Raw genomic sequence first — 20961 nt, 5'->3', positions numbered from 1 at the left:
GGCTCGCGCCGCTGGCGGCGGTCGCATTTCCCCCGTCGGATTACGGCCAAATGCGGCGTTGAGTGGTAACATAGTATGTAAACAACCTGCCGCCTTAACAAAACATCAACAAAACCAGCCACTTATGGTGAACGCTTTGTTAAGCGTCGTGGTTTATTTTCGGTGCTGTTGAGGCCCTCGTGGCCTTTGTCTGCAAGTTGCGTAAGCCGGAAAGACCATGATCGTTCGGCAGTTTCTCAGTTGGGTCAGAACCGCACCCGCCGGTGAGCGGGCAGAGGCCACCAGGGCGCTCGCGCGGGCGTGGCTGTTGTCGGATCTTTGCGATGAGGATCGCGGCGCCGCGGAGGGCGCGCTCCTCATGCTGCTGGACGATCCGTCGCCGCTGGTGCGGCAGGCGATGGCGGAGGTGTTCGCCCGCTCGGAGGAGGCGCCGGCCGCCATCGTCCAGGCGCTCGCCACGGACCAGGCTTCCGTGGCCGCCATCATCCTCGAACATTCGCCGCTCTTGATCGATGCCGACCTCGTCGACATCGTCGCGACCGGCAACTCCGACACGCAATGCGCGATCGCGCGCCGCGTCGGCCTGCCGGCGCCGGTGTGCGCCGCGATCGCCGAGGTCGGCAGCGCCGCCGCCGCGCTCGAGCTGATCGAGAATGCCTATGCCGAGCTCGCGCCGTTCTCCTGGGACCGCATCGTCGAGCGCCACGGCCACCTCGCCGCCATCCGCGAAGCGATGCTGGTGCTGGACGACCTGCCGGCCGCGACGCGCGCGGCGCTGGTCGACAAGCTGTCCGAGACGCTGGCGCAGTTCGTCGTCGCCAGGAACTGGCTCAGCGCCGACAAAGCAGGGCGCATCACCAATGAGGCGCGCGACCGCTCGACCATCACCATCGCGGCGCGCTCGCGCGGCGAGGAGCTGCGCGGGCTGGTCCAGCATCTGCGCGCAACGTCGCAACTCACCGCGGGCCTGATCCTGCGCGCGCTTCTCTCCGGCAACGTCGAATTGTTCGAGATCGCGCTATCGGAGCTCGCCGACATGCCGCGGGCGCGGGTGTCGGCGCTGCTCAACGATCGCGGTCGCGCCAGCCTGCAGGGGCTGCTGCGCAAGGCCGGCATTCCCGACACCACCTTCGACGCGTTCAGCATCGCGCTCGAGGTCTGCCGCGAGAACGGCTTTGCCGACACCTTGAGCGGAGCAGCGATCCTGCGCCGCAAGATGGTGGAGCGCGTGCTCACCCATTGCGCCACCGACCGCGACGCGGCCGCGCCGCTCTTGATCCTGCTGCGCCGCTTCGCCACCGAATCCGCACGCGACGAGGCCCGCGAGTTCTGCGACGAGGTGATGGCGGAGGATTTCGTCGCCGGGCTGGAGTTCGGACTGATCGCGGCCTAGCGCAGCTCGCCTGTTCGTCCGCGGATTCCTCAGCAGATAATCAAGGCCGACATCTATCCGCCCGTCATTCCGGGGCGCGCGAAGCGCGAGCCCGGAATCCATAACCACAGGGCAACGTGCCGAGGCAAGCTGTCACCGCTTGCGCGCCTCACATTCCATTCTATGGCGATGGATTCCGGGCTCATCGCTGCGCGATGCCCCGAAATGACGCCAGGATGGATGGTGGCCAACGATCCTGCGATGGAATGAATGGATAGTGAGCGGCCAGCCGGCCTATGGCTGATCGCTCGGCACGAGGCTCGGCGCCAGGATCGCTTCGAGATGCTCAGGCCGGTTGCGGTTGACCTGGATCAGATAGTCGTCCGCCACGCGGCGCAGCCGGCGGCTCAATTCGCCTGCGACCGTCGCGCTGTCATACTTCGTATGATCATGCACGATCGCCTGGATGGCGTTGACGTGATGCTCGAACAGCTCGGCGGGGACCTTTTCGAGGTCGGGCGCGTGCTCGATGATCCGGCACAGGCTATCGGCAACCTCGGCAGCGGCGGGATAGCCGAAGGTCGCTGCGTCGCCCTTGATGTCGTGGGCGGCGCGAAACATCTCCTCGCAGGCGTCGTCGTCGAAGCCGGTCTTGAGCACTGCTGCATAGGCCTTGGTCAGACGATCGGCCTCGGTGTCCATCCACGATTTGAACTCGCCGGACAGTCCGGCCAGCGCGGCTTCCGCGCGTGCGATCGGATCGTCGAGATCCTTCTCCTCGGCGCGGCGCAGCACCTTCTTCAGCGGATTGGGCTGGGTGATGACGTGATGCGAGGCGTAGGTCTTGACCTGGACCGCCGGGGCCTTGTCTTTCGCCATCTCGATATCCCCTGATGATGCCGACCAACGCAAATCGACTCACTTCCCCGATTCATAGCCGAGGACCTTGGCGCTCTGGGCGCCGATCCCCGGATTGCGTTAACGCGGGCTCACTGCCGCGCCCCTAAACTGCGGAGCGCGCCTTATCCAGAAGTGACGGCTGCTGGAAGATCTCCGCCTCGCCGCCGATCCGGCGCTCCGGCCCGATATAGGCCGTGTTGGTGTTGCGGCGCCGGTCCGGGCCGAAATAGGTCTTGGTCTTGATGAAGGGCCGCGGATTGGCGACCACGTTGAGGATGCGCTGATACAGGCCCTTGGCCGAGATCGGCTTGGCGAGGAATTCCGTGACGCCGGCGTCGCGCGCGACGGTGACGCGGCGCTTCTCCGAATGTCCCGTCAGCATGATGATCGGCGCGTAGGGATTGCCCTTGGCTTCCGGCTGCCGGATCATCTGCGCGAGCTCGAGGCCGTCGAAGATCGGCATTGCCCAGTCGGTGATGACGATGTCGGGGGAGAAATGAGTGTACATCTCGAGCGCGGTCGCGCCGTCCTCGGCCTCGTTGACCTCGCGGGCGCCGAACGAATGCAGCAGCGTGCGCAGGATGCGGCGCATGTGCGGATTGTCGTCGCAGACGAGAAAGCGCAGCTTGTTGAAGTCGATGCGGTACATTTGGCCGGCCCGAAGGGATCACCGGTGATGGCGGTATACCCGCATTAACCATACGGAGCCGCGGGTTAACAAAGCGTTGCGCGGGGCGGCCACGGAGCAAAAAGGCGCGGAAAACCGCCCGATGTCAGTAGCCGAACTGCTCGCTCAGGATCCGCTCTTCCAGGCTGTGGCCGGCGTCGAACAGCATCCGCATCGAGATCGTCTTGTCGGAGAGCACCTCGACCCGCTGGACGTTGCGGACCTCGTCATGGTCGGCCACCGCCGCGACCGGCCGCTTGTCGCCTTCGAGCACCTCGATGATCACATAGGCCGTGTTTGGCAGCAGGGCGCCGCGCCAGCGACGCGGCCGGAACGCGCTGATCGGCGTCAGCGCCAGCAGCGCGGCGTTGATCGGCAGGATCGGGCCCTGCACCGAGAGGTTATAGGCGGTGGAGCCTGCGGGCGTGGCGACGAGCACGCCGTCGGCGATCAGCTCCGGCATGCGCTCGCGCTCATCGATCAGGATGCGCAGCCGCGCCGTCTGTGCCGTCTGGCGGAACAGGTAGACTTCGTTGATGGCGTGGTGGATGTGAACGACGCCCGCGGCATCGGTCGCCCGCATCAGCAGCGGATGGATCACCGATTCCTGGGCCGCTTCGAGCCGTCCGTGCAGATCGATCGTGCTGAACTCGTTCATCAGGAAGCCGACCGTGCCGCGATGCATGCCGTAGATCGGCTTGCCCGAGCGCATGTGGTCGTGCAGCGTCTGCAGCATTAGGCCATCGCCGCCGAGCGCGACCACGACGTCCGCTAGGTCCGGATCGGAGTTGCCGTACAGCGCGGAGAGCTGCGTCAGTGCGGCCTGGGCTTCGGCACTCGGACTCGCGACGAAGGCGATCCGCTCATATCGCTTGGACGTGGTCATGCGTCGCAGGGCTCGCTGGTCGGTTGGCCGGTGACAGGCGCCGTGTCGTCTAGCCGACCTTGCCCGTGCTTGTCCATCGCGGCCGGTATCCTGGGGCAATGGGGCCGGGATGAGGCTGATATGGCCCGGACGTGCGCGCACGCACGGAAGTCATCGTGGCGTCATTTTTCCTGCAGGCTGCGCACTGGGTCCCAGGCCAGGGATCCGGTCGCCAAGCTTGCTTTCACGCGTTCGGCGAAGAAGTGGCTTGGCCGATCGCTCAGTGCGCTTTGCGCGAAGCGGTCGACCGCTTGCGGCAGCTCGCCGGCGCGCCAGTGCGCAAGGCCTGTGGCATAGCTGGTGAGGAGGGCCTGTTCCTCCGGCGTGAGCTCGGCTGCGCGGCCATGCAGCTCGTAGATATTCAGTGACTGCTCGCGGCCCTTGACCCGGATGGTGTCGAGCTCGCGCCAGGCAAACTCGGTGCCGGCGAGCGCCACCGTGCTCTCGGAGGCGATGATCGTGGTGCCGTAGAATTTGTTGGCGCCCTCCAGCCGCGAGGCCACGTTCACGGCGTCGCTCATGACGGAGTAGTTGAAGCGGCGTTGCGAACCGAAATTGCCGACCAGCGCGGCGCCGCTGTTGATGCCGATGCGCTGTGCCACCTTGATGCCCTGGAACGCCGTCGACGAATGGTTGAGCTCGGCGAGCTTCGCCTTGCAGTCGAGCGCCGCACGCGCCGCGCTGCGCGCATGGTCGGGATCGTCGAGCGGAGCGCCGAACACGGCGACCACGGAGTCGCCGATGTATTTGTCGACATAGCCGTCGTGGCTTTCGATGACGTCGGTCATGGCCGAGAGATATTCGTTGGTGAGCGCCATGAGCTGCTCCGGCGTCATCTGCTCGGCGAGGCGCGAGAAGCCCTCGATGTCGGAGAAGAACACGGTGACCTCGCGGGTCTCGCCGCCGAGCTGCGGCAGCCGGCGCGAGGCGAGCATGCGGTCGATCTCGTGCGGTGCGAGGTAATAGGCAAAGCTCTTCTGCAGCAGCCTGCGGTCCTTGTCGGTGACCATGAAACGATAGCCGGTGGTCGCAGCCAGCGCGAGCACGCCGGCTGCGAGCGGCTCCGTCAAGGGCAGCCCGTAAGAATGGTCGAAGAGGATGGTGGCGAGCGCGGTATAGAGCAGCGCGAGCCCTGCCAGGATTGCCGCTGCAGAGGCGGGGCGCAGCAATCGGGCGAGCAGCGCAGCCAGCAGGGCGATGGTTGCGGCGATGGCGAAGATCGCTGGGCGTCCGAGCTCGGTGATCGCGTCGTGCCGAACCAGATTGTTCACCGCCGTGGCGTGGATGTAGACGCCGGCAATGGTGCTGCGGGCGAACGTCTCGGAGATCCTGCGCTCGTCCAGAACGCAGCGCGGCCGCCGCGCGCCCTCGGCGCGGGTTGCGAAGCGCTTCGAGGTGAGCCGCCGATCCTCGATCCCGACGGTGCCGAGTAGGACGACCTTGCCGGCGAACTCGCGGCGAAAATAGTCCTTGTCGCCCTTGAGCGCGCAGGCGCGCAAGTCGGCAAACGAATAGGTTGGAATGTCCTGCGCGCCGCCGGCGAAATTCAGGGTCATGGTGCTCGGCACGCTGCCGGGCACCTTGTACGCACCGAGTGTGACGCCATCGGCGGCAATGACCGGCGCGGTGCTGGTTGCGCGCCCCGCCAATTCCAGCGCCATGCTCGGAACGGCCTTGCCGTCGACCGACAGCGTCAGCGGATGGCGGCGGACGACATCGTCGCTGTCGGTATAGGTGTTGAGCGGACGAAGGTTCTGCTGCTGGCGCACCGCGATGCGCTGTCCGGGCGCGGGCAGGATCGGCGGCTCGGCAAAGATCTCGCCCAGCACCACCTTGCCGCCGGCGGCCGCGGCCGCGAGCGCACGCAGGAAGTCGCGATCGAAGCCGCGCGTCTTCTCGCCGAGAGTGCTGTCGCCGAGCGGAATCTCCGACTGCTCGATCGAAGTCTGGAACACGATGTCGAAGCCGACCACCTTGGCGCCGCCGTCGAGGACGGCCGTCAGCACGCGCCCGATCTCGCCGGTCCAGGTCAACAGCGGCGCGCCCTTGAAGGGGGGCGCCTGGTAGCTCTCCTCGTCGACCGCGATCACCACCGCCGGACTCGCTGCTGCATCGTGACGGTTGCCGAAGGTCTCGAAGCGCAGCCATGTCAGTGCATCCAGCGACAGGCCGCGGCCGCGCTCGAAGAGGGGCGACACGAACAGGCCCGCGCACGCCAGCGCGATGGCGATGACGGCAAGCGCGTCGCGCGTCCGGCGTCCGATCGCCACCGACAAGAGCTTTCGGCTCAGTTGAACCGGATCAATCGCCCGACCGCAGGGCCGGGGCCTGCCTTGGCCTGTGCATCGACCTTGAACACGATGCGCAAGTTGCTGAAGCTCGCGACATAGGTGCCGCCGGGCGTGAGCGGGTGACTGGTGCCGGCGAAATCGTAGAATCGTCCCTTGTATTGCCGGCCCGAGAGCTCGACCTGCTGGCGCTCGCCGGGCTGGTCGAGGCGTTCGACGGTCAGCGTGCCGCGCCCTTTGGCCTCGAAGATGGGCGACGCGCTGTAGATGATCGCCTGCGCCACCGGCGCGCTGTCCGGTCCGACGCTGCGCACGATCGTCGCCGCGACCTCGCTGGTCTCGCGCGAGGTGGCCTGTGCATGGCTGGCGTCGCAATTGACGATGTCGCTCTTGAGCGTCGCGCCGTCGACCGTGCTTTCGCCGGGGCCGACGGTGACACTGCCGGCGCCGTTGACCGTCTCGCGCCGGCACGATTTGAGGTAGCTCATCACCACGGCGCCATCCGGGCCGAGCTTGATCACCTGGCCGGGCGCGACATAGTCCATCAGCTCGGCGCCGGCCACATCACCCTGGACGTCCTCGACCAGCGCCGCCGGCGGACCGGCCCAGGCTGCCGGCGATCCGATCACGGCCGGTCCGGCGAGCCCGGAGAGGGCTGCGATGATGAGCGTCGGCAACTTCATGATGAACTCCGTGATCGCAATCGGCGGCGGCCTCTTGCCCCAAACCTGGGTGTCCCAGTGATGGGACGTCGGAGGCGATGGAGAGGTTCGAGCCCATAACACACCTGAGGGGAACAGGCACTGGTGCGGATGTGACTTGGATCACGGAAGAGTTGCTTGAGCTTGCCTCCAAGCCGCGGTTCATGCCCTTGCAGAGGTGGCGTGTTGCGCCAAGCGCCTAGGGGAGTGAGCTGATGGCAGGGATGAGATCATCCGTCGCGTGGCCGAGACTGATGGCTTTGGCCTTGACGGCACTGCTCGCCGGCCCGGCCCTGCACGCCGAGGATGCGCCACCGGCGGCGCACGACGCCGCAGCGCCGGGCTCGCATCGCACCGGCTCGGCCGGAAATCGCGCCGCGAGCCCGCCCGGCTCAGCATCGACCGCCGAGCAGCACAAGCTGCCGCCGGACTCTACCACGACACAGAAGCTCGAACTGCCCGGCCGCACGCTGTCGTTCACGGCGACTGCCGGTTCGGTCCGCCTGTTCGACGACAAGAGCGAGCCGCAGGCCGACATCGCCTACACTTCGTATCAGCTCGATGGCGCCGACCGCGCCAGCCGCCCGGTGACCTTCTTCTTCAACGGCGGGCCGGGTGCCTCGTCCGCCTATCTGCAGCTCGGCAATGCCGGTCCGTGGCGGATCGGAATCGATGCGGCCAGCGTGACGCCGTCGTCGAAGCTGGAGCTGATGCCGAATGCAGACACCTGGCTCGACTTTACCGATCTGGTGTTCATCGATCCCGTCGGGACCGGCTACAGCCGTTTCGTCGCAACCGGCGACGAGGTGCGCAAACGGTTCTTCTCGGTCGACGGCGACGTGCGTTCGCTGTCGCTCGTGGTGCGTCGCTGGCTGGAGAAGCACGACCGTCTCGCATCGCCCAAATTCATCACGGCCGAGAGCTATGGCGGCATTCGCGGTCCGAAGATCGTCAACAACCTGCAGCATGACCAGGGCATCGGCATCAGCGGCCTGATCCTGCTGTCGCCGCTGATGGACTTTCGCGACTATTCCGGCTCGAGCCTGATGCAATATGTCGCGAGCCTGCCGAGCTATGCGGCCGTCGCGAAGCAGATGAAGGGGCCGGTGACCCGCGCCGATCTTGCCGATGTCGAGCGTTACGCCAGCGGCGACTTCCTGCTCGATCTCGTCAAGGGCGAGGCCGATACGGAAGCCACCAATCGGCTCGCCGACAGGGTCGCGACCCTGACCGGCATCGACCAGGTGGTCAGCCGCAGGCTGGCCGGCCGCTTCGACGTCTCGGAATTTCGCCGTGAGTTCGACCGCAAGAACGGCCGCATCACCGGGCGCTATGACGGCTCGGTGCTGGGCATCGATCCCTATCCGGATTCGAGCCACTCGCGCAGCTCCGATCCATCCGGGGACGTGCTCACCGCGCCGTTGACCAGCGCCGCGGTCGAGCTGACGACACGCAAGCTGAACTGGCACCCCGACGGCTCCTATGAGCTGTTGAGCGGGGCGGTGAACCGGTCATGGGATTTCGGAAAGGGCACCAACCCGCCGGAGTCCACCGGCGAGCTCCGGCAGATTCTCGCGCTCGATCCCAAGCTCAAACTCCTGGTCGGCCACGGCCTGTTCGATCTCGCCACGCCATATTACGGCTCGAAGATCCTGCTCGACCAATTGCCGGCCTTCGCGCGGCCGCCGCGGGTCAAGCTCGTGGTCTATCCGGGCGGCCACATGTTCTATTCCCGCGACGATGCGCGCAAAGCCTTCCGCGGCGAGGCCGAGGCGTTGATGAAGGAGGGCAGGGAGGAGGCCCGATGAATGCAGCGACACCCGGGCTATGAGTCTTTCTTGCGCCGGCCCTTGGGATATTTCCGCTCCATCTCGGCCTTCACCACGCGCTCCGGCCGCACCCGTGCGCCGGCGAGCCAGATCTCGCTGACGCCGGACTTGGTGCGCACGCGCCGCACCGCCTCACCATGGCTGGCATAGCCGGCCGCGTGCACGATGCGCCCGGTGTCGCGTCCGGTCACCTCGATGCGGGCGGCATCGAGGAACGGGTTGATGAATACCGGATTGGCGACCATGACCTTGTCACCAAACGGGACGAGATCGACGGCGCCCCACAGCGTCCACCAGCGGCCGGTCCAGTCGCGCGTCTTGCGCGACGGCGCGCCGTGGGTGGCGAAGGCCTGCAGGATGAACTTGACGCCATTGGCCCAGCCGGGTGCCCAGCCGTCGACGGCATTGGTCAGCACGGTGATCGTGATGTCGCGGGCGGGAATGACCGACGTCCGCGAGATGTAGCCCTGGAAGCCGCCGCCATGGCCGAACCAGTCGAAGCCGGCCGTTGTCCCGCTCATGAGCGCCAGGCCGTAATAGGCCTCTTCGACGTCCTGGGGCACGCGCCATTGCCGGCGCACCATCTCGCGCCGGCTCGCGACCGACAGCAGGCTCTTCTTCGCGTTCGGGGCAAGCTGGGCGAAGAAGCGGGCGGTGTCGGCCGCGGTCGCGACGATGCCCGCTGCCGGCATGATCGCGTTGGTCGGATTGTCGCCGGGAATCACGACGCGGCGGCCCACGGGGACGACGCGTGAATGGCCGCGCGCGAATGGGACACTCTTGCCGAGCAGCGTCATGTCGGGCGCGCTTTCTCGCAAGGCCAGCGGCGTCATGATCTCGCGCTGCAGCCAGGCCGGGTAGGGCTCGCCGGTGATCGCCTCGATGACCAGGCCGAGCAGTCCGTAGCCATGGTTGGAATATTTGAACCGGCTGTTGGGATCGATCGCCGGCGGCTGCTTCAGCTCGGCCAGCAGTTCGTCCTTGTCGAGATAGGACCGGCCATCCGTGAACTGGCCGGAATCCTTGCCGTCACGGATCAGGCCTGCCGTGTGCGACAGCAGCTGGTTCAGTGTGGCCGCGGCGACATCCGGATGCAGATCCTTGACGTACTGTCCGACGGTGTCGTCGAGCTTCAACCGCTTCTGCTCGCGCAGGCGCATGATGGCGGCGGCGGTGAACGCCTTGGTGTGCGAAGCGATGCGGAAGCGGTGCCGCGGCGTCAGCTTCTCGCCGCTGTCGAGATTGGCGTGCCCGAAGGCCGCCTCCAGGACGATCTCACCGCGATGGGCGATCGCAATAATGCAGCCGGGTTGCTCGGAGACCGCGACCTGAAAGGCCAGCCAATCCCTGATGTAATCGAGTGCTGCGCCAAGCCAGGACTCCACGAGGCAATCTCCCATTCAAAAATCTGATGAAAATGGTCTGCACGAGGTTTCATCCATAACGGATCAACGACAGCGGACAAACGAAAATGGCGCAACCCTTTCGGGTTGCGCCACTGTCGAGATCGGAGCTGGTCCGATCGCGTCGTCAGTAGACGAGGCCGGTGCCCGGCTGCTTCTCGAGCGCGTCGGCCAGCGAGCGATATTCGGGGCTGTTGGTGCCGGCGAGCTGCGCGACCTTGTCGAGGTGGTACTTGGCCTGCTCGCGGTTGCCCTGTTCGAGCTGCCACAGGCCGTAGTACTGCCAGGTGCGCACGTGGTTCGGATCATCCGCCAGGGCCTGCTCGTAGTACTGCTTGGAGGCCTGGTAGTTGCCGAGCTTGCGATAGGAGTAGCCGATCAGATTGGCAACGTCGGCGACGTCCTCGCGGTTCAGCGCCTTGAGCTGCTGGATCGCGGTGGCGTAGTCGCCGCGATCATAGATCGAGGTATAGGCCGTGCGATAGGCCGCCAGGAACTTCGGATCTTCGATGCTCGAGCTCTTGTCCTTCTTCTTCTTGCCCGAATCCGACGCCGGCGGCGACGACGGGGTATCGCTGCCCGCGGCATAGGCCTTCGACAGAAGCAGCGGCCCGGAGGCCACGGCCATCGAGAACAGAGCCAGCGTGGCAATCCTGAGCGCAGACTTTTTCATTCGTATCTCCCGAGTTGTCGATCCAACAGGTGACTGCGTACGGGGAAGAACTCCCGCAGCTGCGAAATATTCCCGGCCATTTGCGCGGATTTTGCGCCGCGATCGGTGCATTATACGGACGACATGATGACAGACCAGTCACCTCGATGACTATCCCTTCATGTCCATGAACCGAAAACAGCGCTTTACTTCAGGGTGGGTTCAGTGCCGGTTCCCTATCGTCGTCTCCATGATCACGAGCCCATCCAGACTGGATGGTGCCTCCAGATCTTCACATCACGGAGACGACCATGCTGAAGTCAATGTCTGTTGCGCTGCTCGCCGCGTCGATCCTGACTGCGCCCGCATTCGCTGCTGGTGCTGCAAAAACCGATACGTCCGCGAAGTCCAGCCAGACCACTGGCACCGCGAAGACCGATGTGAGCAAGACCGATGCGGCCAAGACCAACGCCACCAAGCCGGGCGCGACGCAGGCCGGCGACAAGGCGAACGAGATGAAGCCCACCGTCGGCAAGACGAAGACCAAGCCGCATGCCTCGCTTGTCCGCCACAAGCATCGCCACGTGGCGCATCTCAGCCATCACAACAAGGTGAGCTTCAAGCGCGTGACGCCGGCGACCCGCCGCGGCTGATCCGGCCAAGGCCACGCAGAGCCGATCTGGTCGTTGACCGCCGGAGCGCGCCAGAGCGCTCCGGCGGCAGCGGCTTGACGAAGGCGTGAGCCGGGACGGATTTCCCGGCCTCTGGCTTTGAGCTAGAACGGCCGCGGGATTGGCTTTCAAGAGTTGGGCGCCTGGGGATGGGGAGAATGAGCTGGTGGCCAGCAACCGCGCTGGCGCTGCTGTTGGCGGGGTGCGCCAGCGGAGGTCCCGCCGCGTTCATGAGCGAGGACAATCGCGGCATCTCCTACACCGGCGATCGTGGTGTCGGCAGCCAGCCGTTTCCAGCCAACCACCGCAGCGAGATCCTGTCCTATCTCAGGACCTACCTGAACAATCCGGTCGGGGTGCGCGACGGCGTCATGGCGGAGCCGGTGCAACGGACGGTCGGTGGCCGGCTGCGCTATGTGAGCTGCCTCCGTTATGCGGCGCGCGAGTCCGACGGCAGCTACCGTCCGGCGCAGGAGCGCGCGGCGGTGTTCGTCGACGGCCGGTTCGACCGTCTGGTCGAGGATGCCGGCGAGCTCTGTGCCGGGTCGACTTACGCGCCATTCCCGGAGCTGGCGGGCCTCACGCGCTAGACCGCGGCGTTTTCAGGTCCCGGCGTTTTCGAAGGATTGCCACGTCGTCGCAGCGCCTTGCCAAGCCGCTTGCCCGATCACAAATCAGGGATGGACCGAACGCTTTGTCGCCTCGCGGCGACCAAATATCGGGCGAGGCGTCAGCTTCACGAAATATTCGGGAAGCCTATGGAACAAAAGGCCTTTGTGCCCTCTGGTGACACCGCAGCGGCAATCACAGCTGCGTCACCGCCACCGGGCAACCCAAATGCGGCCATGATGTTCGATAGATGTCGCAAACGAATAACGGGGACGTCCCATGAAGCGGTTTTTGTTCAGTGCAGTGGCTTTGACCACATTGGCTGCCCCGGCTTTCGCCGCCGATATGCCTCCGCGCACCTACACCAAGGCGCCGGTCTACACGCCGCCTCAGGCGATCTACAACTGGACCGGCTTCTATCTCGGTGGTCACCTCGGCGGCGCCTTCGCGGGCAATAACAGCCTGGAAGGCAACAACGGCCGCTTCCTGGGCGGCGTGCAGGGCGGCTTCGACTACCAGTTCGCCCCGAACTGGGTGCTCGGCATCGAAGCCCAGTACAGCTGGATGGATCGCAATACGACCAATTTCGGCTTCCCGGGGGCTGCGGTCGTGACCTCGACCGGCGCCAACCAGCTCGGCTCGGTCACCGGCCGTCTCGGCTACACCTGGGGACCGGCGTTGCTCTATGCCAAGGGCGGTTATGCCTGGCGGGACGGCAACAATCTCGGGGTGAGCGTCGCCGGCGTGCCGACGGGCTTCAGCACGTCCGGCAATACCAAGGACGGCTACACCGTCGGCGCCGGCCTCGAATACATGTTCGCGCCGAACTGGTCGGCCAAGGCTGAATACCAGTACTACAATTTCGGCAATACGACCTTCACGGGTGGGCCGGCTCCGGTTGTGGGCAGCCGCTTCAACAGCGACGAGCATACGGTCAAGGTCGGCGTGAATTACCGCTTCGGCTGGGGCGGACCAGCCGCCAGCAAGTACTAAGCGAGATCGCCGAGCCCGCGGCCGGCGGCGTTCGGCTGGAAGCGGATCACGCCTCAATTCCAACACGCCCGCGCCGTCTGGTGCGGGCGTGTTGCTGTCCGGTGGTTGGCTGGCGATGGTTTCGGGATCGCTCACGCAGTGCGAAAAAATTTTCAAACCTTCGTGAAACTTTCGCCATCAGTTGATATTATCGGTGCGCCGGTTTGATGGATCATCCCACATGCGTATCTTGGTGTCCGTGCTGTTGTTGTCGGCGGCTGTTTTGCCGTGCTCCGCCCAGACCGTTCTGAAGACCGAACCGTTGATGCTGGCTCCCTACGAGGTGGCGCTGGTGCAAACCGCGTCCTGCCCGTCGGGCAAGGTGCTGAAGGTGACCGGTGCGATCCGCGGTGTCAGCCGCAAGCGTGCCTGTGTCGCCCTTCCGGCCGAAACGGCATCGCTGGCGACGGCGACGCCCTGAGAACGGGCTTCATGGCGACCTTCCAGCGGGCAGCTCCGGCTGCCCGCTGATCGCGGGTCTGTCTGTCGAAAAATCCTTGATGAAGGCAAGTCGTCCGCGGGACCGGACTGGCATGAAGACGTGAATGTCTTCTGCCGGCGGCTTCCGTCCAGGCACGCCGAGGCTCGGGGACAGCAGCGCACAGAGACTAGAGTCTATAAGTATCACCAGAGAAGTATCACCCGCGGCGCGCTTCCGCCGCAGCCGCTCAGGATGCGAACGGGATGTTGAACTCCTGCTCGGCTTCGGCACGGTTCTGCCAGGGATCTTCCTCGGGCTCGGCGGCGCAAGGCCGGATCTCGTAATCATTGTCGAGCTGCAGATGCGCAGTCGATCGCGCATTGATCATCACGTCCACCACCAGCCCGCTCTGCCGCGCCAGCCGCCAGACATCCCCCTCGGTCGGATAGGCCTTGCTCAACTTGGCGTCGTTGCAAAACAGCGCGTAGGGCATTCCAAACAGCTCCAGAGAAGCGAAGGATGAACCGAGAATGAACGGCACGTGCAGCGAGACACTGGCGCGCCTGGGGCAGGAAAGGGGCCTTTTCGGGCGGCCGAGTCGTAAACGAGTCCTAAATTTTTGAAAAAAGAATCCGTGGGACTCCGGGGCTAGAATCGCCAGATGGTTAAGCCCATGGGAACCGATCTCCACATCTTCTGCGGGCGGATCCAGCTGACGCTCGCCTTTGGGCTGCTGCTCGCCTTCGTCGCCAATGTGGCGCTGCTGTGCGCCTGGCTGTGAGCCGGCGCGGCGATTGCGGATATGTTTGTGTACCCTCGGCCATAGATCCTCAGCGCGGTCGCCTTTAGTCCTCAGGGAGGGCGCTCCGTCCGGCCGATGCTTTCAGGCGCGCGAGTGTCGCGCTGAAATATTCCTGACGCTCCCGATTGAAGCGCTCCTGATGGGCCCGGAAGCGCGCGACGCGGGCGCGAATCTCCGCCTGCATGTCGCGCTGGAGATCGAGCTGCGAGGCGATGCTGGTGAAACGCTCCGCAGGGACCGGGCTCGGGGCGGCGAACGAAGCCTCGGATGCAATGGCGTCGGGCGCTCTCGGCCTTGCAGGCTCCCCCACGGCATTGGGGATTGCGACTTGCACGTTGCCGCCGCGACGTGCCTCGGTTTCAACGGTGTTCGCGATCACGTGCTCGACAGCCGCGTGCGTCGGGCGATCGGCCACGGCCTGCTGCGGTGTGATGGGGGTGCCGACCGGAACGGTAGGCAGCTCGAACTGGGCGAAGTCGGCCGGCTTGCCGGTCACAGACTGCACGAAGGCCATGGTCTGCGCGATCAGCGCATCACGCTCTTCCTTCCACGTCATGACGCTTGTCCCCCGATGCCTCAATTGCAACAAAAGCGGCTGACGAAATCAAGTTGAAGACCAGTGACTTCTGGGGATAAGCAGGAGTTCTAGGTGAGATGTGACAACAATGTTGCCACAGTCTGAACTCGTTTCGTCCCCCACCCGCGAAAGGCGATACCGGAAATCCAATCCCGCACAGATGGTTCCTAAGCGGCGTTTTTCCGGAGCTCTTCTTGACAGAGGAGCGCGGCTCGCCCCTATGGCCGAGCCGCCCCGGTCTTCGGGGCATCATCTGCTCGCAACCTTCGTGCACCGTCCGGGCACTTCGCAGACTTCGATGGACAACCCTTCACGCTCCGAGCGGTCGCGCAAGGCCGCGCTCACCGCCGCCCTCACCATCATCGCCCGCGATGGTCCGGGGCGGCTGACGCTCGACGCCATCGCCCGCGAGAGCGGGCTGAGCAAGGGCGGCCTGATGCACCAGTTTCCCAACAAGGAAGCGGTGCTCAAGGCCCTGCTGGAACAGCAATTCCTGCATTTCGACGAATTCGCCAGCAGGTACAGGGCTGGAGCCGGCAAAGCGGCTGATCAGCCCGAACTCGCGACGCAGATTGCGATCTCGCGGGAGCTGATCGCCCAGCAATATTCGGTGGCTCAGGCCATGCTCGGGGCGCTCGCCCAGGAGCCGGGATTGCTGGCCGATGCCCGTGCCAAGGATGCCGAGAGAGTAGCCGAGATCCGCGGCGAGGCCGATGACGCTGATCTCGCGGTCCTGCGATGGGCGGCGGCACGTGGGCTTGCCTTGATGACGATGCTGCGCGTCTCGCCGCTGGAGCAGCCGGATCTGGACCGTCTGTTTGCCCGCCTGCTCGACGACCAACAATGGACCACATTCCGGCAGGTCGGGACGACCGGGGAGCGATGACACGCTCGAGCTCGGCGCCATCTCCATCATTGGACGGTTCGATCTGAGCGAAGTCGGGCTGGCTTGCCGTCCGACTTCCGTCCGCCGATGCCTCCTGGAGGTCCCGTGCCGACCGCATCGACGTGTGAACAATTCTTTTCATTCGATTTCGTATTTACAAACCGTCTGGTCGGTTTATTGAGGTGGCCATGTGGACGCGCTGGCAACGGCGCCGCAATCGTGGAGGAGGGGATGAGGAGTCGATTTCCGATGTCTGGCTTCGCGGCGATCGCCGCGAGCCTCTGTGCCGGATGCAACACGGTGACGCCGGTGGCCTATTCCGGGGTGGCGTCGGCGCGCTATCTGGCGCCCAACACATCCGATCCATCGGGCCGGGTGCCTTACCGCTACGGGACTGCCACCGACTGGCGCAGCTACGACAAGGTGACGCTCGATCCGGTCGTGATCTATCGCGGCGCGGATCATCAGTTCGGCGACATGTCCGACCGGGACAAGGCTGCGCTCGCCGCCTACATGCAGCGGCGTTTCCTGGAAAGTCTCTCGGCGCGCTTCCAGATCGTCCATCAGCGGGGGCCGAATACGCTGCGCGTGCGGCTCACCCTGACCGGCGCCGTCGCCAACACGCCGGTGCTCGGCACCGCCTCGCGCTTTGATCTCGCGGGAGCCTTCTACAACGGCGTGCAGAGTGCACGCGACGGTGAGGGACTGCTGACCGGCTCGGTATTCTACGCGGCCGAGATCTTCGATGCCGCGAGCGGGCGACTGCTGAGCGCCTTCGTCAGCAAGCAATATCCCTCGCCCTACGACATCAAGGCCAGCGTTGGTGCGCTCGCGGCCGCCGAGGCCGGAATCGGCAAGGGCGCCGAGGCCCTGGTCGCGCAGCTCCAGTGAGCGGGCCGTGCGAACGATCGCGTCGCGCGGGCAGATGGCCCCGCATCGGGGCGCCTTCGTGTGCGCGCTTTGGCATCGAGGGCACGGCCAGATCTCGGGCAGTCAGCGGCGACGTCAACCCGGCCGTACGAGCGCGTGGCTCGAGGCCATGGAGACAGTGAGGTCCCTGGACATGACATTGAGATTCGTTCTGCGCGTCGGCTTACGCATCGTCGTCGGCCTGCTGCTGTCGATGGCGGAGGGCCGCGGTCACGCCGCTCCCGTCGGCGATCCGTTCGGCACATGGTTGACCGAGGACGGCCGCGCCCGCGTCCGCGTCGAGCGCTGTGGCGCGATGGCCGACCGCGTCTGCGGCTACATCGTGTGGATGAAGGAGACGGCGGATGCCAAGGGGCAGCCGTTCCGCGACCGGCTGAATCCCGATCCGGCCAGGCGCGGCCGTCTGCTGCTGGGCCACCAGATGCTGCTCGGCCTGAAGCTGAACGCCGACGGCCGCCACAGCGGCGAGGTCTACAACGCCGAGGACGGCAAGACCTATGCCGTCTCGATCTGGCGCGAGGGCCCGAAGATGCTGGCGGTCAAGGGCTGTCTGCTCGGGCTGTTCTGCGCGACGCAAGGCTGGGTGCTGGTCACGGATCAGGTGCCCGGCCAACTCATCGGAGCGACCGGCGAGGGCGGCGGGCCGTTGCCGGATCCAGAGTGGACTGCGCCCAGGCCGCCGTCGGCGACCGGCATCGCCAAACCCGCGGTCAGGACGAGGGCGAATTGACGCCTAAAGCCGGTGACAGCCATTGCCGCAGCAAATCCCAACTTCACGGAAGCTGGTGCCGGCTGAGGGGATTGAACCCCCGACCTTCGGTTTACAAAACCGCTGCTCTACCGCTGAGCTAAGCCGGCGAATGCTGGTGGCGGAGATCTCGTCGTCAGTTTGCGACGAGGTCTCGCGAAGCGCGGTGTTCCTACCAGAGTTGATGCAGTCCGGCTACTCCCCGCGTGAGCGCCGCTTCTGCCATCAGCCCAGCAAAAAGGGCGGCCGTTGGGCCGCCCCTGTCGGAGCCGATCGTCGAAGCCGCTCCGGCTCGATCTTTACTGGCAGATGTGCATCAGCCCGTCGCTGCCCTTGAACATGGTGCCGGGGCGGCAGACCAGGCCGTTGCGGGTCGCGTAACTGTTCCAGTCGCCATAATAGCCGTTCGGGCCGCGATCATAGCTCGGTTGGCCGTAAGAGGGGCCGGGACTGTACGCATAGGCATCCGCGGTGCGGAACGGCGCGGTCGCGATGGCGCCGGCGGTTCCGATGGCTGCGCCTGCGATGCCGGCAGCGGTGCCGACCGCTCCAGCGGCGACGTCAGCCGGCCAGAAGCCGCTGTTGCGGCGATCGCTGTTGCGGCGATCCCAGCCGTTGTTGTTCCATCCGGTATCGGTGCGCTGCTGCATCATGGCCCCGTCCTGGCGGGCCATGTGCCGGTGCTGCATCATTCCTTCCTGCTGGTGGTTCATATGCCGGTGGTGCACGTCGCGCGCCATGGCCGGGCCGGCGAGCGCCGTTGCGAGTACCGCAGCCCCGAGAATAGCAAATCGTGTCATGGAATACTCCATCGTTGCGCCCCACCTGCTAAGCGCAAGCCGGCCCCGTCGTTCCCGCCGCGACGGGAATGTTTTGGAACGACATGAGGCCCGGTGCCTTCGGAGGCCGGAGCCGCGGTTGCGGTCCGGCTTGCTCCGACCCGAAGGCTGTTAGTCTTGCGGACAGGGCAGCGGGGTTGATGCTGGCAATATTGTCGCTCATCGGCTGATGATCAGCCATTAACCCTCGCACTCGAACCCCACCCGGGCTTTAACCCGGAATGGTGGCTCCCGCGTTAGTCTTACCAGCAGATTGATGTGCGCGTTTAACCCATCGGGGCGCGCGTTGCGGTATTGGTAGGATGACAACCGGGGCGTGAATTCATGCGTACTACAACGGCTCTTGTGATTCTGATTGGAGCGTCTTCCGCCGCGCTCGCCAGCGAAGGCTTCGAGATCGTCATTCCGCAGCGGCCCGGCGTGCCCGTCGTCATCAACGGCATCGATGCGTCCTACGCCGTCGTCGAAGGCCAGTACGGTCTTGGCAGGGGCAACTACATGCAGCCGACGATCTATGGCGGCCGGCCGGTCGAGCCCGAGCCATATGTTGGCCATTACTATCCAACCCTCGGAGCAAGGCCCGGCTATGGCCGGATGGAGATCGAGCCGCCGGCCGATCGCAAGCTGCCGAAGCCGGCCGAGAGCTATTCCCGCTCGTGGGGCGCCCAATCCCAGATGCAGCCGCCGGAGCCGGCGGTGCCGATGTATCCGCCTGCCGTCATCCTGGCTCCGCCCGATGGTGATCCTCGCGGCTATCCCAATCGGCCGCCGGCCTACCGCCGCTAGCCAGCAACTCACCATCGACAGCCAGACCAAGCAAGAACAGATCAACAGGAGAGAGTTATGCGTGGAGTAGTTTCAGGACTTGTCGCCATTGCCGGCCTCGCCGTCGCCGGCAGCGCGCCGGCCGCGGCCTGCGGCGCCACCGCCTGCGGCCCGTGCGGCTACGCCGCGCCGTGCGCGCCGCAGGTCACCTATCAGCCGACCGTGACGTACCAGCCCACGGTGACGTATCGGCCGCAATATTTCTATCAGCCCGGCTACACCTACACCTACGGCCATGGCTGCGGCGCCTGCGGTGCGAGCTATGAGCGGCTGCCCGAGCCGACCCGGCAGTATTACTATGTCAACCAGGGCCCGACCTACAGCGGTCCTGGCGCCTTCGCGCCGTATCCTGCCTATGAGGAGCAGGCGCTTCCGGTCTACAGCTATCATCACCGCCGCCACGCCTATCGCTGGGGCGCTTCGCCTTATTATCACGGGCAGCGCGTGCTGCGCCGCTATTACTGATCAGACGGACGTTCGTTCGCGCCAACGCCCGTGCGCCTCATGCGCGCGGGCGTTTCGTCATTTTGACATCAAGCCGAGCCGGCTCGCGCCGATATAGAGCGCGAGCACGGCGGCATTGGAGACGTTGAGGCTCTTGATCGCGCCGGGCATGTCGAGCCGCGCCACGACGCTGCAGGTCTCGCGCGTCAATTGCCGCAGGCCCTTGCCCTCGGCGCCCAGCACCAGTGCGAGCGGCTCGCGCAAGGCGACCGCCGCGATGTCCTCCTCGCCCGCGCTGTCCAGCCCCACCGTCTGAAAGCCGCGCTCGTTCAGCCGCGTCAGCGCGCGTGCGAGGTTCTGCACCGTGATGATCGGCACCAGCTCCAGGGCGCCCGATGCGGACTTGGCCAGTACACCGGTGGCCTCCGGACTGTGGCGGGCGGTGGTCACGATCGCCTTTACGCCGAACGCCGCTGCCGAGCGCAAGATCGCGCCGACATTGTGCGGGTCGGTGATCTGGTCGAGCACCAGGATCAGTCCCTCGGCCGCGAGCGTGTCGATGTCCGGCGAGGGCAGGGGCTCGGCCTCCGCCAACAGGCCCTGGTGCACGGCGTCCGGACCGAGCCGCTGGTCGATCTGGCTGGGGCGCACGATCTCGGGCGTCACCCGCGTCTCGATCCGCTCGTCGGCAAGCCGCCTGGCGGCGTTCTCGGTCAGGTAAAGCTTGCGAATCCGCCGCTTCGGATTGGCGAGCGCCAGGGTCACGGTGTGCCAGCCATAGAGAATGACGGGCGCATCCGAGTCCTGGTCGCGCTCCCGCCACGGCTGGGGGCGCTCGAATCCGCGCGGTTTGCCGGAGAATTTACCGCCCGGACGGCGAAAAGGGGGCTTTCGGTCGCGTTCGCTCATGGCCCGAGCTTCTGTCACGGCCTGCGGATTCTGGCAATTTGGCACCGCTGAGACGGGAAAATTCGTCGTCCCTTGGTTGACTTCGAGGGCCGGGTTCGATCATAAGGGCCCCGGCCGCGCGCGCCCGCTCCTTCGGGCCCCGCGGTCTTACCGTCTCCATGGCGCTGATGGTCCCGACGCTGCTGTTCCGCGGCCGGCCCGAATTGCCATCGATACGGGGGAGTGTCCCGAGTGGCAAAGGGAGCTGACTGTAAATCAGCCGCCTCATGGCTTCGCAGGTTCGAGTCCTGCCTCCCCCACCATTCACTGCCTCTCAGCTCCACGAGATTTTTCGAGGACAATGGACCCCATTGGCCATTGCTTCCCTGCAGACTATGCGTCGAAATATATGGGTCGCATCTGGGTCTGCCGGCCGGTCGTGATCTTCATTGGATCCTTCGTTGTTCGCGATCCCGATCGTGTCCCCAAGCGTGGTGTAGCTGGCGGTCCACCGCGTTCGCCGGCTGGAGCCGGGCCTGTCAGCTGGCGATA

23 protein-coding genes and 2 tRNA genes are annotated in these 20961 nt (G+C 65.5%); 13 read left to right on the top strand and 12 right to left on the bottom strand.

Annotation, left to right across the window (positions count from 1 at the left end; translation table 11 throughout):
* Positions 1 to 217: 217 nt before the first annotated feature.
* Complete coding sequence (locus QX048_RS14320) at positions 218 to 1393, top strand: DUF2336 domain-containing protein (RefSeq protein WP_316200538.1); 1176 nt, start codon at positions 218 to 220, stop codon at positions 1391 to 1393.
* Positions 1394 to 1666: 273 nt separating this feature from the next.
* Here QX048_RS14320 and QX048_RS14315 read toward each other — a convergent pair whose 3' ends face one another.
* The 5 genes from QX048_RS14315 to QX048_RS14295 form a co-directional block, all read right to left on the bottom strand.
* Positions 1667 to 2251 (bottom strand): Hpt domain-containing protein, encoded by a 585-nt coding sequence (locus tag QX048_RS14315; RefSeq protein WP_315826209.1) that lies wholly within the window; start codon positions 2249 to 2251, stop codon positions 1667 to 1669.
* Between the two features lie 124 nt (positions 2252 to 2375).
* A complete protein-coding gene (locus tag QX048_RS14310; protein ID WP_172107934.1) occupies positions 2376 to 2921 on the bottom strand; it encodes a response regulator in 546 nt (181 codons plus the stop codon).
* A 124-nt stretch (positions 2922 to 3045) separates the two neighbouring features.
* The gene (locus tag QX048_RS14305) at positions 3046 to 3825 is read right to left on the bottom strand and encodes an NAD kinase (protein WP_315714654.1); all 780 of its coding nucleotides are present in this window, start codon (positions 3823 to 3825) and stop codon (positions 3046 to 3048) included.
* A 161-nt stretch (positions 3826 to 3986) separates the two neighbouring features.
* Entirely contained in the window at positions 3987 to 6140 is a 2154-nt protein-coding gene (locus tag QX048_RS14300; protein ID WP_315714653.1) for an adenylate/guanylate cyclase domain-containing protein, read from the bottom strand.
* Between the two features lie 11 nt (positions 6141 to 6151).
* Positions 6152 to 6835, bottom strand: coding sequence for a hypothetical protein (locus QX048_RS14295; RefSeq protein WP_315714652.1), 684 nt, complete (start codon positions 6833 to 6835; stop codon positions 6152 to 6154).
* Positions 6836 to 7068: 233 nt separating this feature from the next.
* On the opposite strand from QX048_RS14295, the gene QX048_RS14290 reads away from it, so the two are divergent.
* Positions 7069 to 8661, top strand: a complete 1593-nt coding sequence (locus QX048_RS14290) for a S10 family serine carboxypeptidase-like protein (protein WP_316200539.1) — start codon at positions 7069 to 7071, stop codon at positions 8659 to 8661.
* A 17-nt stretch (positions 8662 to 8678) separates the two neighbouring features.
* Here QX048_RS14290 and QX048_RS14285 read toward each other — a convergent pair whose 3' ends face one another.
* Both QX048_RS14285 and QX048_RS14280 read right to left on the bottom strand, forming a co-directional pair.
* The gene (locus tag QX048_RS14285; protein ID WP_315826205.1) at positions 8679 to 10067 is read right to left on the bottom strand and encodes a serine hydrolase domain-containing protein; all 1389 of its coding nucleotides are present in this window, start codon (positions 10065 to 10067) and stop codon (positions 8679 to 8681) included.
* Positions 10068 to 10212: 145 nt separating this feature from the next.
* On the bottom strand, positions 10213 to 10758 hold the full coding sequence (locus QX048_RS14280; protein ID WP_315714649.1) for a tetratricopeptide repeat protein: 546 nt from the start codon (positions 10756 to 10758) through the stop codon (positions 10213 to 10215).
* Positions 10759 to 11048: 290 nt separating this feature from the next.
* Between QX048_RS14280 and QX048_RS14275 the strand changes: the two genes are divergently transcribed.
* From QX048_RS14275 to QX048_RS14260, 4 genes are all read left to right on the top strand, one after another.
* Positions 11049 to 11390 (top strand): hypothetical protein, encoded by a 342-nt coding sequence (locus QX048_RS14275; protein WP_315749482.1) that lies wholly within the window; start codon positions 11049 to 11051, stop codon positions 11388 to 11390.
* A 176-nt stretch (positions 11391 to 11566) separates the two neighbouring features.
* The gene (locus QX048_RS14270; RefSeq protein WP_409998611.1) at positions 11567 to 11998 is read left to right on the top strand and encodes a hypothetical protein; all 432 of its coding nucleotides are present in this window, start codon (positions 11567 to 11569) and stop codon (positions 11996 to 11998) included.
* A gap of 298 nt (positions 11999 to 12296) precedes the next feature.
* Positions 12297 to 13010 (top strand): porin family protein, encoded by a 714-nt coding sequence (locus QX048_RS14265; RefSeq protein WP_315714647.1) that lies wholly within the window; start codon positions 12297 to 12299, stop codon positions 13008 to 13010.
* A 220-nt stretch (positions 13011 to 13230) separates the two neighbouring features.
* Positions 13231 to 13470, top strand: a complete 240-nt coding sequence (locus tag QX048_RS14260) for a DUF6719 family protein (RefSeq protein WP_315714646.1) — start codon at positions 13231 to 13233, stop codon at positions 13468 to 13470.
* 247 nt (positions 13471 to 13717) lie between these two features.
* On the opposite strand, the gene QX048_RS14255 is transcribed toward QX048_RS14260, so the two are convergent.
* On the bottom strand, positions 13718 to 13963 hold the full coding sequence (locus QX048_RS14255) for a hypothetical protein (RefSeq protein WP_315714645.1): 246 nt from the start codon (positions 13961 to 13963) through the stop codon (positions 13718 to 13720).
* A 180-nt stretch (positions 13964 to 14143) separates the two neighbouring features.
* On the opposite strand from QX048_RS14255, the gene QX048_RS14250 reads away from it, so the two are divergent.
* The gene (locus QX048_RS14250; RefSeq protein WP_041750859.1) at positions 14144 to 14251 is read left to right on the top strand and encodes a hypothetical protein; all 108 of its coding nucleotides are present in this window, start codon (positions 14144 to 14146) and stop codon (positions 14249 to 14251) included.
* 64 nt (positions 14252 to 14315) lie between these two features.
* On the opposite strand, the gene QX048_RS14245 is transcribed toward QX048_RS14250, so the two are convergent.
* Positions 14316 to 14828: a hypothetical protein gene (locus QX048_RS14245; protein ID WP_315826204.1), complete on the bottom strand. Its 513-nt coding sequence runs from the start codon at positions 14826 to 14828 to the stop codon at positions 14316 to 14318.
* Positions 14829 to 15069: 241 nt separating this feature from the next.
* Between QX048_RS14245 and QX048_RS14240 the strand changes: the two genes are divergently transcribed.
* The 3 genes from QX048_RS14240 to QX048_RS14230 all read left to right on the top strand — a co-directional run bounded on the left by QX048_RS14240 (position 15070) and on the right by QX048_RS14230 (position 17395).
* Positions 15070 to 15735 carry a TetR/AcrR family transcriptional regulator gene (locus QX048_RS14240; RefSeq protein ID WP_315826203.1) on the top strand — a complete coding sequence of 222 codons (666 nt, stop codon included), beginning with the start codon at positions 15070 to 15072 and terminating at the stop codon, positions 15733 to 15735.
* A 249-nt stretch (positions 15736 to 15984) separates the two neighbouring features.
* Positions 15985 to 16626 (top strand): DUF3313 domain-containing protein, encoded by a 642-nt coding sequence (locus QX048_RS14235; protein ID WP_315749489.1) that lies wholly within the window; start codon positions 15985 to 15987, stop codon positions 16624 to 16626.
* A gap of 172 nt (positions 16627 to 16798) precedes the next feature.
* A complete protein-coding gene (locus QX048_RS14230) occupies positions 16799 to 17395 on the top strand; it encodes a DUF2147 domain-containing protein (protein WP_315826202.1) in 597 nt (198 codons plus the stop codon).
* A 53-nt stretch (positions 17396 to 17448) separates the two neighbouring features.
* Here the strand turns inward: QX048_RS14230 and QX048_RS14225 are convergent.
* Together QX048_RS14225 and QX048_RS14220 are read right to left on the bottom strand one after the other, a co-directional pair.
* A tRNA-Thr gene (locus QX048_RS14225) sits at positions 17449 to 17523 on the bottom strand.
* A gap of 189 nt (positions 17524 to 17712) precedes the next feature.
* Positions 17713 to 18213: a hypothetical protein gene (locus QX048_RS14220; RefSeq protein ID WP_315749493.1), complete on the bottom strand. Its 501-nt coding sequence runs from the start codon at positions 18211 to 18213 to the stop codon at positions 17713 to 17715.
* 363 nt (positions 18214 to 18576) lie between these two features.
* On the opposite strand from QX048_RS14220, the gene QX048_RS14215 reads away from it, so the two are divergent.
* Both QX048_RS14215 and QX048_RS14210 read left to right on the top strand, forming a co-directional pair.
* Complete coding sequence (locus QX048_RS14215) at positions 18577 to 19038, top strand: hypothetical protein (RefSeq protein ID WP_315714639.1); 462 nt, start codon at positions 18577 to 18579, stop codon at positions 19036 to 19038.
* Between the two features lie 57 nt (positions 19039 to 19095).
* On the top strand, positions 19096 to 19542 hold the full coding sequence (locus tag QX048_RS14210; RefSeq protein WP_315749495.1) for a hypothetical protein: 447 nt from the start codon (positions 19096 to 19098) through the stop codon (positions 19540 to 19542).
* A gap of 57 nt (positions 19543 to 19599) precedes the next feature.
* Here the strand turns inward: QX048_RS14210 and rlmB are convergent, their stop codons facing one another.
* Positions 19600 to 20430: a 23S rRNA (guanosine(2251)-2'-O)-methyltransferase RlmB gene (gene rlmB, locus QX048_RS14205; protein ID WP_315714637.1), complete on the bottom strand. Its 831-nt coding sequence runs from the start codon at positions 20428 to 20430 to the stop codon at positions 19600 to 19602.
* A 216-nt stretch (positions 20431 to 20646) separates the two neighbouring features.
* Between rlmB and QX048_RS14200 the strand changes: the two genes are divergently transcribed.
* A tRNA-Tyr gene (locus tag QX048_RS14200) sits at positions 20647 to 20732 on the top strand.
* Positions 20733 to 20961: the final 229 nt, after the last annotated feature.

Origin of the sequence: Bradyrhizobium sp. SZCCHNS30572, from assembly GCF_032484415.1 — a bacterium.
Classification (GTDB): Bacteria; Pseudomonadota; Alphaproteobacteria; order Rhizobiales; family Xanthobacteraceae; genus Bradyrhizobium.
This window is presented reverse-complemented; position numbering and strand designations above follow the sequence as displayed.

What these genes read in the sequence shown, in the direction of transcription:
- QX048_RS14320 (WP_316200538.1), top strand. Translation starts at nt 218, where the DNA reads ATGATCGTTCGGCAGTTTCTCAGTTGGGTCAGAACCGCACCCGCCGGT.
- QX048_RS14315 (WP_315826209.1), bottom strand. Translation starts at nt 2,251, where the DNA reads ATGGCGAAAGACAAGGCCCCGGCGGTCCAGGTCAAGACCTACGCCTCG.
- QX048_RS14310 (WP_172107934.1), bottom strand. Translation starts at nt 2,921, where the DNA reads ATGTACCGCATCGACTTCAACAAGCTGCGCTTTCTCGTCTGCGACGAC.
- QX048_RS14305 (WP_315714654.1), bottom strand. Translation starts at nt 3,825, where the DNA reads ATGACCACGTCCAAGCGATATGAGCGGATCGCCTTCGTCGCGAGTCCG.
- QX048_RS14295 (WP_315714652.1), bottom strand. Translation starts at nt 6,835, where the DNA reads ATGAAGTTGCCGACGCTCATCATCGCAGCCCTCTCCGGGCTCGCCGGA.
- QX048_RS14290 (WP_316200539.1), top strand. Translation starts at nt 7,069, where the DNA reads ATGGCAGGGATGAGATCATCCGTCGCGTGGCCGAGACTGATGGCTTTG.
- QX048_RS14280 (WP_315714649.1), bottom strand. Translation starts at nt 10,758, where the DNA reads ATGAAAAAGTCTGCGCTCAGGATTGCCACGCTGGCTCTGTTCTCGATG.
- QX048_RS14275 (WP_315749482.1), top strand. Translation starts at nt 11,049, where the DNA reads ATGCTGAAGTCAATGTCTGTTGCGCTGCTCGCCGCGTCGATCCTGACT.
- QX048_RS14270 (WP_409998611.1), top strand. Translation starts at nt 11,567, where the DNA reads ATGAGCTGGTGGCCAGCAACCGCGCTGGCGCTGCTGTTGGCGGGGTGC.
- QX048_RS14265 (WP_315714647.1), top strand. Translation starts at nt 12,297, where the DNA reads ATGAAGCGGTTTTTGTTCAGTGCAGTGGCTTTGACCACATTGGCTGCC.
- QX048_RS14260 (WP_315714646.1), top strand. Translation starts at nt 13,231, where the DNA reads ATGCGTATCTTGGTGTCCGTGCTGTTGTTGTCGGCGGCTGTTTTGCCG.
- QX048_RS14255 (WP_315714645.1), bottom strand. Translation starts at nt 13,963, where the DNA reads ATGCCCTACGCGCTGTTTTGCAACGACGCCAAGTTGAGCAAGGCCTAT.
- QX048_RS14250 (WP_041750859.1), top strand. Translation starts at nt 14,144, where the DNA reads ATGGGAACCGATCTCCACATCTTCTGCGGGCGGATCCAGCTGACGCTC.
- QX048_RS14245 (WP_315826204.1), bottom strand. Translation starts at nt 14,828, where the DNA reads ATGACGTGGAAGGAAGAGCGTGATGCGCTGATCGCGCAGACCATGGCC.
- QX048_RS14240 (WP_315826203.1), top strand. Translation starts at nt 15,070, where the DNA reads ATGGCCGAGCCGCCCCGGTCTTCGGGGCATCATCTGCTCGCAACCTTC.
- QX048_RS14235 (WP_315749489.1), top strand. Translation starts at nt 15,985, where the DNA reads ATGTCTGGCTTCGCGGCGATCGCCGCGAGCCTCTGTGCCGGATGCAAC.
- QX048_RS14230 (WP_315826202.1), top strand. Translation starts at nt 16,799, where the DNA reads ATGACATTGAGATTCGTTCTGCGCGTCGGCTTACGCATCGTCGTCGGC.
- QX048_RS14220 (WP_315749493.1), bottom strand. Translation starts at nt 18,213, where the DNA reads ATGACACGATTTGCTATTCTCGGGGCTGCGGTACTCGCAACGGCGCTC.
- QX048_RS14215 (WP_315714639.1), top strand. Translation starts at nt 18,577, where the DNA reads ATGCGTACTACAACGGCTCTTGTGATTCTGATTGGAGCGTCTTCCGCC.
- QX048_RS14210 (WP_315749495.1), top strand. Translation starts at nt 19,096, where the DNA reads ATGCGTGGAGTAGTTTCAGGACTTGTCGCCATTGCCGGCCTCGCCGTC.
- rlmB (WP_315714637.1), bottom strand. Translation starts at nt 20,430, where the DNA reads ATGAGCGAACGCGACCGAAAGCCCCCTTTTCGCCGTCCGGGCGGTAAA.